This is a genomic window from Winogradskyella psychrotolerans RS-3 (assembly GCF_000427335.1).
Classification (GTDB): Bacteria; Bacteroidota; Bacteroidia; order Flavobacteriales; family Flavobacteriaceae; genus Winogradskyella; species Winogradskyella psychrotolerans.
The window spans coordinates 1-19,602 of the sequence record NZ_ATMR01000091.1; the positions used below are offsets into that span (position 1 = coordinate 1).

13 protein-coding genes, 1 tRNA gene and 1 pseudogene are annotated in these 19,602 nt (G+C 32.9%); 5 read left to right on the forward strand and 10 right to left on the reverse strand.

Annotation, left to right across the window (positions count from 1 at the left end; all coding sequences use genetic code 11):
* Positions 1-49 precede the first annotated feature (49 nt).
* The 5 genes and pseudogenes from ADIWIN_RS06630 (at position 50) to ADIWIN_RS06650 (ending at position 3,960) form a co-directional block, all read left to right on the forward strand.
* Positions 50-133 (forward strand) — tRNA-Leu (locus ADIWIN_RS06630).
* 145 nt (positions 134-278) lie between these two features.
* Positions 279-1,178: a MerR family transcriptional regulator gene (locus tag ADIWIN_RS06635; RefSeq protein WP_020894260.1), complete on the forward strand. Its 900-nt coding sequence runs from the start codon at positions 279-281 to the stop codon at positions 1,176-1,178.
* 5 nt (positions 1,179-1,183) lie between these two features.
* A complete protein-coding gene (gene crtID / locus ADIWIN_RS06640; protein WP_020894261.1) occupies positions 1,184-2,644 on the forward strand; it encodes a bifunctional phytoene desaturase/3,4-desaturase in 1,461 nt (486 codons plus the stop codon).
* A gap of 19 nt (positions 2,645-2,663) precedes the next feature.
* Positions 2,664-3,501 (forward strand): annotated as a pseudogene (locus ADIWIN_RS06645) (phytoene/squalene synthase family protein).
* Between the two features lie 12 nt (positions 3,502-3,513).
* Positions 3,514-3,960, forward strand: coding sequence for a sterol desaturase family protein (locus ADIWIN_RS06650; RefSeq protein ID WP_020894263.1), 447 nt, complete (start codon positions 3,514-3,516; stop codon positions 3,958-3,960).
* 1 nt (position 3,961) lies between these two features.
* On the opposite strand, the gene ADIWIN_RS06655 is transcribed toward ADIWIN_RS06650, so the two are convergent.
* The 10 genes from ADIWIN_RS06655 to ADIWIN_RS06700 form a co-directional block, all read right to left on the reverse strand.
* Positions 3,962-4,597, reverse strand: coding sequence for a TlpA family protein disulfide reductase (locus ADIWIN_RS06655; RefSeq protein WP_020894264.1), 636 nt, complete (start codon positions 4,595-4,597; stop codon positions 3,962-3,964).
* Between the two features lie 28 nt (positions 4,598-4,625).
* On the reverse strand, positions 4,626-5,504 hold the full coding sequence (locus ADIWIN_RS06660) for an anti-sigma factor (protein WP_020894265.1): 879 nt from the start codon (positions 5,502-5,504) through the stop codon (positions 4,626-4,628).
* A 71-nt stretch (positions 5,505-5,575) separates the two neighbouring features.
* Entirely contained in the window at positions 5,576-6,247 is a 672-nt protein-coding gene (locus ADIWIN_RS06665) for a Crp/Fnr family transcriptional regulator (RefSeq protein WP_040756678.1), read from the reverse strand.
* A 110-nt stretch (positions 6,248-6,357) separates the two neighbouring features.
* A complete protein-coding gene (locus ADIWIN_RS06670; protein WP_040756679.1) occupies positions 6,358-8,616 on the reverse strand; it encodes a T9SS type A sorting domain-containing protein in 2,259 nt (752 codons plus the stop codon).
* Positions 8,617-8,743: 127 nt separating this feature from the next.
* Positions 8,744-11,011: an aconitate hydratase gene (locus ADIWIN_RS06675; RefSeq protein ID WP_020894268.1), complete on the reverse strand. Its 2,268-nt coding sequence runs from the start codon at positions 11,009-11,011 to the stop codon at positions 8,744-8,746.
* 214 nt (positions 11,012-11,225) lie between these two features.
* Positions 11,226-14,003, reverse strand: coding sequence for a bifunctional aconitate hydratase 2/2-methylisocitrate dehydratase (locus tag ADIWIN_RS06680; RefSeq protein WP_020894269.1), 2,778 nt, complete (start codon positions 14,001-14,003; stop codon positions 11,226-11,228).
* A 336-nt stretch (positions 14,004-14,339) separates the two neighbouring features.
* On the reverse strand, positions 14,340-15,293 hold the full coding sequence (locus ADIWIN_RS06685; RefSeq protein WP_020894270.1) for an AAA family ATPase: 954 nt from the start codon (positions 15,291-15,293) through the stop codon (positions 14,340-14,342).
* A 6-nt stretch (positions 15,294-15,299) separates the two neighbouring features.
* Entirely contained in the window at positions 15,300-16,754 is a 1,455-nt protein-coding gene (locus tag ADIWIN_RS06690) for a peptidylprolyl isomerase (RefSeq protein ID WP_040756680.1), read from the reverse strand.
* On the reverse strand, positions 16,702-17,553 hold the full coding sequence (locus ADIWIN_RS06695) for a hypothetical protein (protein WP_040756681.1): 852 nt from the start codon (positions 17,551-17,553) through the stop codon (positions 16,702-16,704). The genes ADIWIN_RS06690 and ADIWIN_RS06695 overlap by 53 nt, the downstream gene beginning before the upstream one ends.
* A gap of 12 nt (positions 17,554-17,565) precedes the next feature.
* A complete protein-coding gene (locus ADIWIN_RS06700) occupies positions 17,566-19,509 on the reverse strand; it encodes a peptidylprolyl isomerase (protein WP_040756682.1) in 1,944 nt (647 codons plus the stop codon).
* Between the last annotated feature and the right edge of the window lie 93 nt (positions 19,510-19,602).

Here is a 19,602-nt window from a genome sequence, read left to right on the forward strand (position 1 = left end):
AGTTAAGTATAATGCTTAACTTTTTTTTATATATTTACTTCATTATTTTGCGCACGTGGCGGAATTGGTAGACGCGCCAGCTTGAGGGGCTGGTGGACATTAGTCCGTGGAAGTTCGAGTCTTCTCGTGCGCACAATTACTCAAAAACATTACTCTTACCTATACAAGTAAATTCAAGTTTCTAAATTACCCTACATTCTTTTTTTATATAATTTTTGTTAATTCTAAACTTCGTATTGGTATAAACCTTATTTTTGTTTAAACATTTTTAAAATAAAATGAACAATATTAAGAGTAGGTTTAGCATAAAGGATCTAGAAAACCTTACAGGGATTAAAGCACACACTATAAGAATTTGGGAAAAGCGTTATAATTTGCTTGAACCTAAACGCACGGACACAAATATTAGATATTACGACTTAGCTAGTTTTCAAAAACTACTCAATGTAAGCTACCTTAATAATAATGGTTATAAAATTTCTAAGATTGCTACAATTGAAGCGCAAAAGATTCCACAGTTAGTTAGAGAAATCGCAACAGAAACTAATATGGAAAGCCACGCTATTAATGCTTTTAAACTCTCAATGCTCAATTTTGATCAAGCCTTATTTTATAAAACTTATGAGTCGCTGCTTAAAGAAAAGACATTTCAAGATATTTTTTACGATATATTTATTCCGTTTTTAACTGAAATCGGTCTATTATGGCAAACAGATACTATAACACCTGCACACGAACATTTTATTTCTACGCTTATTCGTCAAAAAATATTAATCAGCACAGAAAAAATACAATCGAAACAAATACATAAATCTGAGAAAACCTTTGTTCTCTATTTACCAGACAACGAAATACATGAACTTGGTCTATTGTTTCTTAATCACGAAATTGTCAGACATGGCTACAGATCTATCTTTCTAGGACCAAGTGTTCCGATAGATAGTTTGCTTGAACTTAAAAGCTATTATGAAGAGATTGTTTTCGTTTCTTATTTTACTATAAAACCTGAAAAAGAGAATCTTTTAAGTTATCTTAATGCGTTTCATGACCTTTTACTCAAAACACCAAATACTAATTTTTGGGTATTAGGTCAAATGCTAAGTACTATTGATAAGGATCAATTTCCAAAGAACATTAGTTCATTTAGCTCTATTAAAACACTAACTAAGGAATTATAAAACCAATGAGCAAAATAGTCTCCATAATAGGTTCTGGTTTCTCTGCTTTATCAGCCGCATGCTATTTAGCTAAAGCCGGGCATACTGTTTCCATTTTCGAAAAAAATAGTACTGTTGGTGGAAGAGCTAGACAGTATAAAAAGGATGGTTTTACGTTTGATATTGGACCAAGCTGGTATTGGATGCCAGATATATTTGATAAATTCTTTAATGATTTCGGAAAAAGCACAAGCGACTACTATCAACTTGATAAGTTGAGTCCTGCCTATAAAATTTTCTTTTCTGATGATGTGATCACAATTGGTGACCATATGAATAAAATTTGTGATGAATTTGAACGTATTGAAAGTGGCAGCTCTAAACCGCTTCGTAAATTTATAGCAACTGCTCAAGAAAACTACGATATCGCTATAAATAAGGTGGTTTTAAAGCCTGGTCTTTCACCTTTCGAATTGGTGACTAAAGAAACGATTACACGCTTAGATCGCTTCTATAAAACGATTAGCAAAGAGGTCCGAAAAAACTTTAAAAATCCTAAACTGATTTCAACTTTAGAATTTCCTGTTTTGTTTTTAGGAGCTAAACCAAATCAAACTCCTTCGTTTTATAGTTTTATGAATTTTGCCGATTTTGGCTTAGGCACATGGCACCCAAAAGGAGGCATGTACGAAATAGTTAAAGCGATGAAAAGCTTGGCAGAAAGCTTAGGTGTAACGATACATACCAATAGTAACGTAGAAAAAATTAACGTTAACAATAAGAGAGCGAAAAGCATAACGGTAAACGGGACTATTATTAGTTCTGACATTATTTTAAGTGGTGCTGACTATCACCATTCTGAAACGCTTTTAGACAAAAACTATAGACAATACAGTGAATCTTACTGGGAAAGCAGAACGTTTGCACCTTCGTCTCTACTCTTTTATGTTGGCTTCAACCAAAAGATAAAACATGTAGAGCATCACAATTTATTTTTTGACACCGATTTTGAAAATCATGCCGAAGAAATATATGACGATCCTAAATGGCCTAAAAATCCATTATTTTATGTTAACTTTCCTTCAGTAACTGATGCAAGTATGGCTCCTGAAAATTGTGAAACCGGATTTTTCTTAATTCCAATTGCTCCAGGACTTGAAGATACATCAGAATTACGTCAGCAATATTTTGACCTTATTATAAATCGTTTTGAACAAAGAACAGAACAAAACGTTAAAGCACATATACTTTTTAAAGAATCGTATTGTGTTAACGATTTTATTGAAGATTACAATTCTTATAAAGGAAATGCATACGGAATGGCAAATACATTAATGCAAACAGCTTTTTTAAGACCAAAATTAAAAAGTAAAAAAGTAAATGGACTCTATTTTACAGGACAGCTCACTGTGCCAGGACCAGGAGTCCCACCGGCTTTAATTTCAGGCAAGCTCGTAGCTGAACTGATTCAAAAAAACGAAGTTTAATAGCAAACATAACCATCATATGAAATTAATTTTTGACAACGTTTCTCATACCTGTAGTAAGGCCGTTACAAATGCTTACAGTACATCGTTTTCTATGGCTACAAAAATGCTATCTCACACCATAAGACAAGACATTTACAATATTTATGGTTTTGTAAGATTTGCTGATGAAATTGTAGATTCTTTTCATGATTATGATAAAGAAAAGCTCTTTAACATGTTTGAAAGTGATCTTGAGGCCGCTTTAGAACATAAGATAAGCCTTAATCCTATTTTAAACGCTTTTCAAAACACCTATCATAATTACGGAATTGATAAACATTTGGTTGATTCATTTATGAAAAGCATGCGTCTCGATCTTTATAAAACGGACTATTTAACTAATGATGAATACAAGGCTTACATTTATGGATCAGCAGACGTTGTAGGCTTAATGTGCCTTAAAGTTTTTGTAAAGGGAGACAACACTAAATATGACGATTTAAAAGATTCAGCGATGAGTCTTGGTTCTGCCTTTCAGAAAGTGAATTTTTTACGTGATTTAAAAGAAGATTTTGAAGATTTAAGTAGAACTTATTTTCCGAATACAGATTTAAATCAACTTGATGAAATTTCAAAACAGACCATTATTACAGATATCGAAACCGATTTTGCTAATGGATTAAAAGGTATTAAACGCTTACCTATAGAAGCGCGTTTTGGTGTATTTATGGCTTACAGATATTACAGCAAATTATTAGAAAACTAAAAAAACACCGGCATTACAGATAAAATCTACTAGAATTAGAGTTCCTAACTACAGAAAAATAGAGCTTCTAACACGTAGTTATGTGAAATATCAATTAAATTTACTTTAAAATAATAACGCAATGCAAATCACTTTTTGGATTTTAATATTTCTTGCTACATTTTTCATTATGGAATTTAATGCGTGGTTTACGCACAAGTATATTATGCATGGTTTTTTATGGAATTTACACAAAGATCATCATCATAAAGATCACGATAGCTGGTTTGAACGTAATGATGCCTTTTTTATATTTTATGCATTGGTGAGTATAACATGCTTTTACCTTTGGAGTTATGAAAACGTTTGGTATACGCTTCCTATTGGCTTAGGTATTTTAACTTATGGTGTTGCCTATTTTGTTGTTCATGACATCTTTATTCATCAACGCTTTAAATGGTTGCGGAATGTTGACAATAAATACGCTAGAGGTTTAAGACGTGCACATAAAATGCATCATAAACACTTAGGTAAGCATGAAGGAGAGAACTTTGGAATGCTCATAGTGCCTTTTAAATATTTTAAGTAGTTTATTCGGCAAGTAACTCGTCTAGTTGTTTTCTGACTTTAGCACTATTCCAATTTACGGCTCCAGTCTCGTCAACAACAATTTCACTAGCTTTATTTAAGATAAATGTTCTTGGTATTGAATGTGCTCTCAATTCCTCTAAAACTTCACTTAGAGGCCTAAATACTTCAAAATTAAAACTCTTTTTTGCTTTAAACTTTTCTACGGTTTCAAAATCTTCATTGGTAACAAATAGAAATATAACTTTATCACCATAATCATCATATAATTCTTGAAGGCTTGGCATTTCTGCAATACATGGAGGACACCACGTAGCCCAAAAGTTTATCAATACAACTTTGCCTTTTGTAGCTTTAAAATCTAATCGTTTACCATTATCAGATATTAAATCCCAATTCAAATTACTAACCGTTTTTCGTTCTACTTTATCTATAAGTGTTGCTGTATTAATATAGCTAAACCCCTTATGAAAGAAGACCTGAATTGGCTCTCTTGTTTGCGGAATCACAAACAAAATAATTAGTAAAATCGCTAAAACATTATAAATCCTATTTTTAGTGGTTTTATCTTTAGTCGTTTTATCTTTAGTCATAACATAATCAAATTGAAGAAGCGCAACACCAAAAATAGGTATCACGCTTCAAATCTAACAATTTAAATTTGCTTTAATTTCGTGTTACAGAACCTGAAATAACCGAAGTTGGCCCTACTCCCATCGAAATAGTTGTATGCACCGCAGCATCGCTAGGTACTACATGTGCCAATGGCTTTAATGTAAAAGGTGTTGGACTATTATCTGGACTTGGCTCAACTGATACTACAATTGTAGCTCCTCTTAAATCTGTTGGGAATGTTATTCCTGCTGGTGCATTTTGTAAAAAATCTTCACCAGGGAAACCTGGTCCATCCCCTGCATCTCCTTTAAAAACTGAAGTCGTTGCATTATCGTCTGCTAATGTTGGATCTGTAAATGTCCCTGTACTAATTGGTGTGCCATCTAAGACAGCCCAACCTTCATATTTCCACCCCTCTGTTAATGTTGGCAAGTCTAAACCTGTAACAGCACTTCCACTAGAATTATCTAAAAACCAAACTCCACTTTCTTCATTAGTATCATCTGCATCTGTTGGTGTTGCTAAAATGTAACTACCTGTCGCCGTTGCAAAATTTGCTACGATACCATTAGAATCTACACTAGCCAAAGCGCCCGAAAAATCGCCAGCTAGAATTTTTGTTGCTGCGGGTAAAGGATCAGAATCCACTGCTGGTTCAATAGACAACACAAATGTGGTTGCTACCTCTAATTGTTCTGAATTGACACTAAATGTCTGTGGAAAATCTACACTACTAAAGGTCCCTGTAGATACAGGAGATCCGTCTACAATAATCCATCCTTCATACACAAAATCATCTCCTAATGCTTCTAAACCATCAAGATTAAGAGTTAAATTTGAATCTACAGAACTAGTATTATCGTCATCATTACTGCACGAACTGGCAAAAACACCTAATGCCAATACCGCTAAAATCATTTTTTTCTTCATCGCTTTTTAATTTTAAAATTATATTTCAAAATTAAATACCCAAAGCTTAACGAAATGTTAGATAGCTAACACTATGCTGATTTTTTTAATATTCTTATTTCTTTTCTGTTAAAATCTAAGTAATTTTCCTCTTTAAGTTCATTCAACAAGATATTAATTGTTGGTCTCGAGGTTCCAATTAACGATGCTATATCTTTTTGAGTGTAGGGATGCTTAATAACATGATCTCCTGTTTTATCGCAGTCATAACCAAAATCGATACAAAGCTCATCTAGAAATTCAACTAAGCGTGTTTTAGTATCCTTAAATAATAACATTTGTAACCTACGTTCTAATTTTTTAAATTTTAAACCAATAAACTTATAAACCTTAAAACTAAAATTTTGGTTGTCTCGCATTAAATCATGCATGGTATCAACACTGATAGGACATATAGACGTTTCATTATCTACAGATTGTGCAAATTCATCGCGCTTATCATCACCCAAAATAGCTTTCTCACCAAACAATTCACCTTTAGTAAGAATGGCTTTTACGATTTCATTTCCATCTTCACTGTAATAGCCAATTTTAACTTTTCCGTGCTCTATCAAATAGACTTTATTGGCCGCATCTGCTTGAATATAGATGTAATCTTTCTTTTTATAAGAACAAAAATTATGTTCATTAGCGTAAATTTTGACTTTATGAGGACAGAGCACCTTGAACAGGTTAACATTGTCAAAGAACCACAGTGACTGCATTTGAAGACGTATTTATTAGATAGTTTAATTGTCGAGATAAAACGACCATCCTAACATAATAAAGCCCTTGATCTCTCAAAGGCTCTACTTTTTTATAAAAACATTAGAGATTACTCTTTAATAATCTTTTTTGATCCCCATTGTCCTTTATCATCTTTAACTTTCACAAAATAAACACCTTTTTCTAAAGCCGATATATTAAGTTCTAGTGTTGAAACGTGTTGCTCCTTTTGCATTAATACCATTTTCCCAAAAATATCCAAAACAGTAACTTCTATGTTTGATTGTTTTGAACTAAAACTTAAACTCACTATATCTTTTGAGGGATTTGGGAATAACAAATACTGAGAGTTAAGATTATTTTCGGCTAAGTTTAAAGCAGCTACAAATTCTGTATTAAACGTATTAGTAATTACAGGTTCATTAAAATCGAAAATAATGCCTGCTGTGTTAGGTACAATATCTCCTATTTCATAGCCGGCTAATGGTTTTATTTTATAATTCACAAAACCATGACTATTAAGCTCATCAGTAGTTTCATCTGCTAAATTTATATTATAGAAATTCCATGTTAAATTATCAAAATCGCGCTCAATTCCATATGAATGACTTGCTCTTAACATTTGAAATGTTGTTTTATCTAATTTTTCATCTAAACTATTATTGATAGTTACATTTATGGCACTAGCAGTTCCAACGTTTTGAAACCTAATGGTATAATACAAATAATCGTCTTCCGTAAAGCTTACATGTTCAATTTCTGGTCCTTGTGATTCGCTAATATCATTAGGATCATAAGAACCAATAATGATTTCCGATAAGTTAGAGGTATTATTTTCAATAACAACATCATTTGCTGCTGTTGTATACTCTGCAACATTGGTAATCATATCTCCTAAATTAGCTGATGTGGCGACTAATGTTTCAATATAAATCACTTCACTTTCACCAGGTAATAAGTTTGTAAAATCTAAAGTAAAGCCATTAGGCGCTGGTGTAATGGAATTTCCTGCACTTAACCCTGACGCTCCGGTATAGGTTACTGACGGATCTGCAGTAAACGTTACAGTACCAGAACTGACTGTGGACTCTCCATAATTTCTTACAATTAACATGTTTCTGTACGTAAATCCGGGTCTCGGTGCCTGCCAATAAGAAAGTAAATTCACCGAAATATCATCACATATATCTTGAACTATTAAATTCATTTGTGATATTTGTACGCATGACGAGTTAGAACTGCTCTCTACTCTAACATAAACGACTTCATCACTAGCGATATAATTATTAGGTGAGTCTATAGCATTTGTATTACTATCTGCATCAACCAAAGTATTATAGTAACTAATATTATATTGATACGTACTTAAGCCAGATAACACTAAAGCGTTTTTACTTGTTAAATCAAATGCACCAATACCGTCTGTAGTAGAGCCATTAGACGTATCGCAAACGATATAATCTAATTCTGTATTTGGAGTTGGACTTGAGATAGACAACAATTGAAATTGAATAATACTATTGTCCGCAAAGCAACCAAAATTTATATCATCGGGATTGTAAACTCTTGCATAAATGGTTTGATTTGGAGATAATGGGATATAAGTTGAAGCATTTGTTATTGGGTTTGTCAAATTTATAGCATCATTATAACTAACGAAGTAACTCACTTCTGCTTGTTGACCTCCAAGAATTTGATCATCATTTGTTGTTAAGTCAAAAACCATATTTGAAGAATCCGTAGAACAATTACCCATGTTTGGAACCCAATTTGCATACAAATAAGAATTAGAGGAGACTTCTACTGGTATTATATCTGCACATGCTCCACTATTTTCTTCAACACGAATGAAAATAGTAATGGCAAAGTCATATATAAAAAACTCGTATGAATTGTTCTCATTTCCTAGAGTAGCATCTTCCTCTAATTCGTAATATTTAGTAGTAATATTAGAAACATTTGAAAACGTATTCTCAATTTGCAATTCCTCTATAAAAAAATTATTACACTGTACATATTCAAAATTAGTATTGCTATCACTCTTTACGATTTGAACCCAGTCAACATGGTTGCTACCATTAGATAATATGGCTCTTACTTTATAAAACCCACGTTCATTATCAGTACCTGTTATTGTAAGTAAAGGATTGGTTGCTCCAACAATTTCAGTATTAGAAGAACTAAAAGATAATCCATAGTACCATTGATACGTAATATTTGTATCTGATGTATTTACAACGGTGCCATCAAGTTGAATAGAACCACTATCACATAAATATAGCATATTTGGTAATTCGATGATTTGTGCAAGAATTTCATTTGTTTGTAGTAAAAAAATGAAACCAAATAAGAGTAGAATTTTTTTCATATAAATCTAGGTTTGAAACAAATATACCTTTTTATAATTCTAAACTATTTTTAACAATACATAGCAAATAAAAAAATCCGTTAGAGATAAAACTCTAACGGATTTTTATTTTAAATATAACGTGCGATTAAGCGTTTTGCTTCTTAATTAAATTTAAAGCAGAACCTTCATTATACCATTCAATTTGAGCTTGATTATAAGTATGGTTTAATGCAATGACATCTTTACTTCCGTCTGCATGAACAACTTCTATATGTAATTGTTTATCTGGTGCAAACTCATTTAAATCTGTAAAGTTGAATGTATCATCTTCTTGAATTAAATCGTAATCCGCTTCATTGTCAAATGTTAAACCTAACATGCCTTGCTTTTTAAGATTAGTTTCATGAATACGTGCAAAAGATTTAACAATAACTGCTGCAACACCTAAATGTCTTGGTTGCATAGCTGCGTGCTCTCTAGAAGATCCTTCACCGTAATTATGATCACCAACAACTATAGATTTTATTCCTGCAGCCTTATATGCTCTTGCCGTATCTGGCACTCCAGCAAATTCTCCTGTAAGTTGATTCTTAACAAAATTAGTTTTCTTACCAAAAGCATTTACAGCACCAATTAGTGTATTGTTAGAAATATTATCTAAATGTCCTCTAAAACGCAACCATGGACCAGCCATAGAAATATGATCGGTAGTACATTTACCAAAAGCTTTGATCAGCAATTTAGCTCCTGTAATAGTATCTCCAAGTGGTGTAAACGGTTCTAATAACTCTAAACGTTCTGAATCTTCTTTTACAAAAATCTCAACTCCACTTCCGTCAGCAACTGGTTTTAAATACCCGTTTTCTTTAACTTCAAAGCCTTTTGGCGGCAATTCCCATCCTGTTGGCTCGTCAAACATTACTTCTTCTCCATTTTCATTGATAAGTTTATCTGTCATTGGATTAAAGTCTAAACGTCCAGCAACTGCAATAGCGGCTGTTAATTCAGGTGATGCTACAAAAGCATGTGTATTAGGATTCCCATCTGCACGCTTAGCAAAGTTTCTATTGAAAGAATGTACAATACTATTTTTAGGTGCATTTTTAGGATCGCTGTATCTTGCCCACTGTCCGATACAAGGACCACAAGCATTTGTAAATATTTTAGCGTCTAATTTTTCAAATATTCCAAGAATTCCATCTCGTTCAGCAGTAAATCGTACTTGCTCAGAACCAGGATTAATTCCTAATTCAGACTTCATTTTTAAGCCCTTATCTAATGCTTGTTGCGCAATAGATGATGCTCTTGATAAATCTTCGTAAGATGAATTGGTACAAGAACCAATAAGTCCCCATTCTACTTGCATTGGCCAATCGTTAGCTTTTGCTTTTTCAGTCATATCACGACCAACTTCTGTAGATAAATCTGGAGTAAAAGGGCCGTTCAATAATGGTCCTAATTCAGAAAGGTTAATTTCGATAACTTGATCAAAATACTGCTCTGGATTAGCGTAAACTTCATCATCTGCTGTTAAATATGGTCTTATAGCATTAGCTGCATCTGCAACATCTGCTCTATCTGTAGCACGTAAATAACGTTCCATAGAATCATCGTAACCAAATGTTGAAGTGGTTGCTCCAATCTCAGCTCCCATATTACAGATTGTTCCTTTACCGGTACACGACATAGACGTTGCTCCTGGTCCAAAATATTCTACAATAGCTCCTGTTCCACCTTTAACCGTAAGAATTTGAGCTACTTTTAAAATGACATCTTTTGGTGCCGTCCAACCCGAAAGTTTTCCTGTTAATCTTACACCAATTAACTTAGGAAATTTTAGTTCCCAAGCCATTCCTGCCATTACATCTACAGCATCTGCTCCACCGACTCCAATGGCAACCATACCTAATCCACCTGCATTTACAGTATGTGAATCTGTACCAATCATCATTCCACCAGGAAATGCATAATTTTCTAAAACCACTTGGTGAATAATACCAGCTCCTGGTTTCCAGAATCCGATACCATATTTATTAGATACAGACTCTAAGAAATTAAAAACCTCACTACTCGTTTCATTAGCGTGCTTTAAATCTGTTGCAGCTCCATCTTTAGCCTGAATTAAGTGGTCACAATGTACCGTTGTTGGCACAGCCACTTTTGGCTTACCAGCTTGCATAAATTGCAATAATGCCATTTGCGCTGTTGCATCTTGACAAGCTACACGGTCTGGAGCAAAATCTACATAATCCTTTCCTCTAGTAAACGCCTTGTTCGGTTTGCCATCCCACAAATGTGAGTATAAAATCTTTTCTGAAAGTGTTAATGGCTCACCTACAATGTCTCTAGCAGCATCAACGCTCTCTGTCATGTTAGCATAAACCTTTTTAATCATATCAATATCAAATGCCATGGAATATCAGTTTTTAATTAATTTTACTAATATACGAAATGCAATATGACTTTAAAAGCGTTCATAACATATAATAATGATAGTGGAATAAGTATTTTCTATGTCATAATAATTCTAAATTGAAAATAGTATTTTCTTAAAACAACTGTTATTAGAAAACAAAAAAGCCTGAATCTAAGATTCAGGCTTTCACTTATATAAAATAAAACTTTAATTATCTTACTAATTGCTTTGTTGAAGGTTTAAACTTCGTTAAAACAATGCCGTCTACTGCAGCTTCATATTCTGCAAGTGTAGGTGTTCTACCTAAAATTGTAGACAATACAACAACTGGAGTTGATGATAATAATGATTCACCTTTTTTCTCTCCAGAATCTTTTACAACTCTACCTTGGAATAAACGTGTTGACGTTGCCATAACCGTATCTCCTGGTGCTGCCTTTTCTTGGTTACCCATACAAAGGTTACATCCTGGACGCTCTAAGTATAACATGTTTTCGTATCCTGTACGTGCGACTCCTTTTGGTGCATTATCATCGAATTCAAAACCTGAGTATCTTACTAAGACTTCCCAATCCCCTTCAGCTTTCAACTCATCTACAATATTATATGTAGGAGGAGCTACGACTAATGGCGCTTTAAATTCAACTTTACCATGTTGCGCTTCAATGTTTTTCAACATCTGCGCTAAGATTTTCATATCACCTTTGTGAACCATACAAGATCCTACGAATCCTAAGTCCACTTTTTTAGTGCCACCGTAAAAAGATAATGGTCTAATATTATCGTGCGTATAACGTTTGGAAACATCCTCGTTATTGACATCTGGATCCGCAATCATTGGTTCAGAAATTTCATCTAAATCAATAATAACTTCTGCATGATATTTAGCGTTAGCATCTGGTCTTAAAGACGGTTTAATACCTGTTTTAAGTTCAGTAATTCTAGTTTCTGCTTTATCTACAAGACCTTTAAGTACTTGTTTCGTGTTGTCCATTCCTTTATCAATCATGATTTGGATACGACCTTTTGCAATCTCTAAAGATTCAATTAATGTATCATCTTCAGATATACAGATAGAAGCTTTCGCTTTCATCTCTGCTGTCCAATCTGTAAATGTAAAGGCTTCATCTGCAGTTAAAGTCCCAATATGCACTTCGATAATACGGCCTTGGAATACATTTTCTCCTCCAAATTGCTTCAACATTTGAGATTGTGTAGCGTGAACTACATCACGGAAATCCATATAAGATTTCATTTGTCCTTTAAACGTCACTTTTACTGATTCTGGAATTGGCATTGTAGCCTCACCTGTAGCCAATGCTAAAGCAACGGTTCCTGAATCTGCTCCAAAAGCAACACCTTTAGACATACGTGTGTGCGAATCTCCACCAATAATAATATCCCAATCACCAACAGTAATATCATTCAATACTTTATGAATAACATCTGTCATTGGGAAATATTTCCCTTTTGGATCACGACCAGTAATTAAACCGAAATCGTTCATAAAGCTCATTAATCTTGGAATGTTAGCTTTAGACTTATCATCCCAAACAGACGCCGTATGACAACCCGATTGGTAGGCACCATCAACAATTGGTGAAATCACTGTAGCTGCCATCATCTCTAATTCTTGAGACGTCATTAAACCTGTTGTATCTTGAGAACCAACAATATTTACTTCTACTCTAACATTAGAACCTGCATGCAAGGTTTTTCCTGGTGTAGTTCCTACAGCATTTTTATTGAATATTTTTTCAACAGCTGTTAAACCTTGTCCTTCAACAGAAACTTCTTTTGAAGTTGCATATACTTGAGGAATATCTATTCCTAATATTTTACAAGCTAATGTTTGTAATTTTTTACCAAATACAACAGCGTAAGAACCTCCTGCTTTAATAAACTCCATTTTTGGTGGCGTTAATGCAGTAGAAATGTCTTTTAATTCTTCACCGTCTTTGTATAATTTTTTTGTCTTTGTATTAATTGTTAATACTGTACCTGTATCAACAGAATATGTTTGTTTTAAAACGGGTTCGCCATCTTTATCTACAATAGTATTTCCTTCTGCATCTATTTGCTTTTCCCAATTTTTTAAATCAATACCAATACCTCCGGTTACACTAACTGTTGTTAAGAAAATTGGTGCAATTCCATTTGTACCAGCAATTACTGGTGCAAAATTGATAAATGGAACATACTTACTGAAAGGAACACCGGTCCATAATGCAACATTGTTTACACCAGACATTCTTGAAGAACCAACTCCCATGGTGCCTTTTTCAGCGATTAACATTACACGTTTATCTGGATGCTGCTCTTTTAAAGCTAACAATTCATTTTGCATCTCTTTATTATGCTCAAACATACATTGCCCATGTAATTCTCTATCTGATCTTGAGTGTGCATCTGCACCAGGAGATAATAAATCTGTAGAAATATCACCAACACCGGCAATATAAGTTACTATTTCAATCTCTTCTTCAACATCTGGTAATTTGGTAAAGAATTCTGCTTTTGCGTAACTCTCAATAATATCAATTGCGATTGTGTTTCCTGCTTTAAAAGCGTTTTCTAATCGTTCAGTATCTGCTTCATATAAAAATACTTGTGTTTTTAACACTTTAGCAGCTTCTTCTGCAATAGCAGCATCTTCTCCTAAAGCTAAATCTAATAACACTGCTACTGAAGGTCCACCCTTCATATGCGATAATTGCTCTAAAGCAAATGCAGGAGTAATTTCTTTCACTACTGATTCGCCTAAAATAATTTCTTTTAAAAACTTCGCTTTTACACCAGCAGCACTTGTTGTTCCTGGTAACACATTATAAATAAAGAAATTAAGAGAACCCTCTCTATATTCATTATTCAAATCTTTAATTTGCTCAATAATCTGGCTAAGTAACTCAGACCCATCAATTGGCTGTGGATGAAGCCCTTGAGCTTTTCGTTCCTCTATTTGCTTTAGGTAATCTTTATAAATGTTCATATAATATAAAATAGAATTCTTTGAAAGTTTTATAATTTTTTTTAAAACGAAACAAATCTACACATTTTAAGAAAATGTAGCATTATTGCTTATTCTTTAAATATATAGTATAATTAATTTAAATTATAGGAAATAATTCGTGTAAAAAATTAAAAATCAACACCTTATAACGAAATCAAGACGGTTTCATTATTTAGAATAAATATGAATTAAAATTCAGCTTTTAAGCGAATACAAATCGTTTTAATAAGTCTTTATTAATAATAGAACTCAACAACAAAAGACTTAGATTAAATTAGGAAAAGGACAAGACTATAATATTAAGTGCTGTTTTGATTAAAACAGACTTTGAATGATCTTTTCGTCTGTAACACCTTCTGCTTCCGCTTTGTAGTTTTTTATGATTCTATGTCTAAGAATCCCGGTTGCTACGGCTTGTATATTTTCGATATCTGGTGAAAACTTACCGTTGGTAGCCGCGTGTGTTTTTGCTGCTAAGATTAAATTTTGAGAAGCTCTTGGTCCTGCTCCCCAATCTACAAACTCTTTTACAATCTCTGCTGCTGAATCTGCCTTAGGTCTTGTTTTAGCCACTAAAGAAACTGCGTATTCTATAACATTATCTGCAACAGGAATACGACGAATGACATTTTGAAAATCAATAATTTCTTGTGCTGTAAATAGTGAATTAACCGTCATCTGAACATCTGTTGTCGTTGCTTTTACAACATCAACTTCTTCTTGAAACGAAGGATATTCTAAATTAATAGCAAACATAAAACGGTCTAATTGAGCTTCTGGCAAAGGGTAAGTTCCTTCTTGTTCTATTGGATTTTGAGTTGCCAATACAAAGTAAGGTAAACTTAATTTATACTGATGACCAGCTACAGTTACCGAACGTTCTTGCATGGCCTCTAATAAGGCTGCTTGTGTTTTTGGTGGCGTTCGGTTAATCTCATCTGCTAAAACAATATTAGCAAAAATTGGTCCTTTTATAAATTTGAATTGTCTGTTTTCATCTAAGATTTCACTACCAAGAATATCACTTGGCATTAAATCTGGAGTAAACTGAATACGTTTAAAGTTTAAGCCTAATGCTTGTGCAATGGTATTTACCATTAATGTTTTTGCCAAACCAGGCACTCCGATTAAAAGCGAGTGACCTCCAGAAAAAATAGAAATTAATATTTGATTTACAACGTCATCTTGACCTATGATAACCTTAGAAATCTCTTGCTTTAGTGCAGCATATTTCTTGACAAAATTTTCAATTATTGCAACATCAGACATACTCTATTATTTTTTTAACCAATTACTTTGAAAGTCACAATCTCTATACTCACCATTAATTTTAATATAGGTATCGATAATAGTTTCTTTTTGCCATTTTGCAACAGCTTTAACTTGTTTGTCTTGTAAGGCTAAATTTTTAATTTTTAAGTAATCTTTTGCAAAATCGGCTTCGTGATCGTCAATACGATCAGTTACCGTTAAAATTTTAAATTTTATAGTATTTACACGATCTTCATCTTGTAAGACTTCACTAATTTCTCCATCTTTTAAATCTTGAATTTGAGAATACAACTCTGGTTCCATTCGTGTTAATTCAAAATTGAAATCTTGTGTTGTTGGATTGGTTAATTGACCACCTTCAAATTTAGTTTCCTTTTCATCACTAAATTCTCTTGCTGCTTGTGCAAATGTTAATGAGCCATCCATGATTTTAGCTCTAACCTCTTTAATTTCGTCATTTGCTTTTTTTATAGCTTCCTGAGATAATTTTGGACGTAATAAAATGTGTCTCACATCATATTCTTGTCCTCTTACTTTTTCTAAAAAGACAATATGATAACCAAAATCAGTTTCAAAAGGCTCTGAAATTTCTCCTTCTTGCATATTAAAAACAGCATCCCTAAACTCTTTAACCATTCTTGGTTGCTTTCTATTCATGGTAGGTAACTTTCCGCCATCACTTTTTGATCCGTCTTCAGAATAAAAAATAGCTTTAGTTACAAAACTAGAACCGTTTTCTTCTATATCTCTTTTGAAATCATTTAATTGATCTATTACAGCTTGCTTAGCGTCTTCTGTAACTTCAGGAATAATTACAATTTGAGCTAACTTTAATTCTGTTCCAAAAATAGGGCGTTCATCTTTTGGTATATCGTTAAAAAAGGTACGAACCTCTTCTGGTGTTACTTCAATATCGCCAATAACTTTAGATTGCATTTCTTGAGCAAGATATCCGTTTTTATTGATCTCATACATTTCATCACGTAAGGCTTGCTCTGAATCTTTTTTATAGAATTCTAATAAGCCTTCCATATCTCCTTTAGTCTGCGCCAAAATACCTTGTATTTGCTGTTCTGTACGCGACTTAATAAACAATTCGTTAACAATTACACTATCTTGAATAGCTTGATGTGCGTATAACTTATTTTCTAACAAGCTCCCAAAAAGTTCGCATCTTGTTAAATCTTTAAGATCTGCTCCTTGTGCCTGAAGTTGCGCAATTTCTCTATCTAAATCAGACTCTAGAATAATAAAATCACCTACAACAGCTGCTACTCCGTCTGCTTTAATTCGAGTTTTGTTTACTAAAGTATCCTTAGTTTTTTGAACTTGTGGCACTTCGTCCTCAATAATTTCTTGAGCGTTGCTGAAGTTGAATGAAATAAAACCAACCAAAAGGGCTGCTTTAATTATAAGTTTGGAATTTATTTTGTTTGATGGCATCTTTTGTAATATCATTTTCGAGTTGCTTGATGAGCTCTAGTTTTCGCTTATTTATAACAATTTTTTTGATCGACGAATTCACATAATCTAAAGGTGCGTAGTCGTTTTGAAGTCGCACATCGTTTACTAACATCAAATATAGGTTTAATGAATCTTTGAGCTGTAAGAAATTAGTTTTTTTTAACAGTTCATTTTTATTAGTGTTATTTAAAATCGGAATTTTCTCTGCAACCCTACTTAGTTTTAACCAAAGCGAATCGTTTAGAGAGTACGATCTAAACTGTACAGAAATGGAATCTAAATACATTTTGTCTTTATAACTAAAGCGTTGAAAACGTTTTTTTATAGTATCTAAATTAATTGGGTTAAGCGGCAAACTTATATATCTAAATTGTATAAGATTATCATTAAGCTTAAAAGATTCTATATTCTCATCGTAAAATAGCTGGGCTGTTTCGCGTTTTACCACAGAATCTATATTTTTTTTCACTAAGCCTTCTAAATACGCTTTGGTGTATAAATCATTTTTATACTGCTTTACTAATTTAGAAAATTCATTTTGCTTGTCTTCAGAAAGATTTATTAAAGCTCCATCCATTAAAAGCAAACGTCTAGCCCAACGATTAATATAGGCATTTACCATTAAGGTACTATCTTCAACAGAAGTGCCTTTGGGTACTATATCCTTAATATCTTCCCTATAAAGATAGTTTTCATTAACGCGCGCAACAGGATCTAGACCATCTGATTTTTTAAAATAATCACAGCTAGTAAAAAGTAAACAAAGGCAAAATATGTATAAAAAATATTTCAAAAAGTATATAAATTAGTTTCCTATTTTAGCTTTAATAGCTTTAAGGGTTTCTTGATTAACTTCTACTTTGAAGCGATTGTATAAATCATTAATCCAAGTGTTTTCAATTTCGGCTTGGTAATCATTAATTACATTACCTTTTGCTTCCTCCAGTGTTTTTTGTCCTGCTGGCAAAACTTCCTTTACATCAATAACGTGAAACGCATCGTGATGTTCATAAACACTAGAAACACCTTTTTTAGCTTTAAAGCTAGACGGCAGAATAGGATTATCTAATGTGTAAGTTCCTTTAGTAAAGATAACGTTTTGCTTATCGTTTGTATTTAATTTTTCGTTAATATCTGTTTCAGAATTCCCCTTTTTCATCATTTTAAGCGCTTTCTTTGCATTAGACTTATCTGCTGACGATGCTATAACAACTTCTACTCTATCTGTCCATTTGTATTTAGATTTGTTTTTATTGTAAAATGATCCAATACCTGTAGAGTCTTGAGACGCTTTATTCCAAATCTCTTTTTCCATTAAATCGAACAATAACAATCCATCTCTATATTCTTTTAGAATATTTGCATACTCTAAGTTTTCTACCTCTAAATTATCTTCTCTATATTGAAGTATCGATTTTTCAATAAAACTCTCGTATTCTTTTTCTACAATTGTAGCAAAAGGTGTCGCCTTACCTGAGTAAATTCGTTGTGCTGTCACTAAATGTTTTCCGAAGTCTTCATAAGTGAAATTTGTCTTATTTACAGAAAACAGCGTTTCGTTAGTTTTAAAATCAGTTGGTAAATTCCAATTACGATTATAAAACTCTTTATTAAGAATAGACGTAAAATACGCCTTAGCTTCAGAATTATACGTTACATTATACTTCGCCTTTAACTTAGCTATCATCGCTTCATTGATTAACTTAGATCTTGTATCTCTTTTTACTTTTGACTCAAAAGATTCTTTTAAATTTTCTAAGGGCTCAATTGGCTTTAAGCTAATTCGTTTTACAATGTGCCAACCATATGCAGATTTGAAAGGTTTAGTCACATCACCATCATTTTCTAATGCAAAAGCAGCATCTTCAAATTCCGCAGAACTTAACTGCCCACTTTTAAAAGGTGCAATTTTCCCACCTTCTCGAGCAGAACTTTTGTCCTCTGAAAATTGTTTCGCTAAGGACTCAAAACTTTCTCCTTGATTTAACTTTTTATAAATATCATTAACTCGCTTTTCAGGATCTGCTAAAGAATCTTTAGAAACCAAGTTAACCATAATATGAGCTACAGTTGCTGTACCTCTAGATGATCTTTTATCATCAACTTTAACTACATGATAACCAAACTGGGTTCTAAACGGCATTGAAATTTCGCCAACATTAGTATTATACGCTGCAGTTTCAAATTCATACACCATTTTAAACGCTGAGAAATAGCCTAAACTTTCTAGAAAAATAGTGTTTCCGTTATGCATTTCTGCTTTCACTTTATCAAAACCTTCTGCTAAAACACGTTCTCTTAACGCTAAAACTTCATTATATGCATTTAAAGTATCTTTTGATGCTGCATCTAAACGCACTAAAATATGTGACGCATTAATATCTATATTACTACGATCATAAGCTTCTTTTACCAAAGCCTCAGTTACTTTGTTCTCCGAAATATAATTTTTAATTAACTGTTGCTTATATCTAGAGAACTCGCGTTGGTAGTTTTTATCTTCGTCTAATTTTAAGCGTTTAGCTTCTTTTAGTTTTAATTGGTATTCCGTAAATAATTTTAAATAACCATCAATATCCTTTTGGCTTTCATCTTGTACTAAATCTAAATTTTTGTTATAGACTCTTAAAAACTCCGAAGCCATAACTGGCTCGCCATTTACTTTTAGAAGTACTTCATCTTTATCTTGTGCAAAAGAAAAACTTAGTGCAAAAAACACTAGAAACAAACATTTAATATTAAGCTTCATAATTTAAACTTGATTTGTATTGATATAAATAACTCACTTTTAAAACTCAGCAAAAGTAACATAAATAGCGTATTTAGCAAGTGGATTAAATAG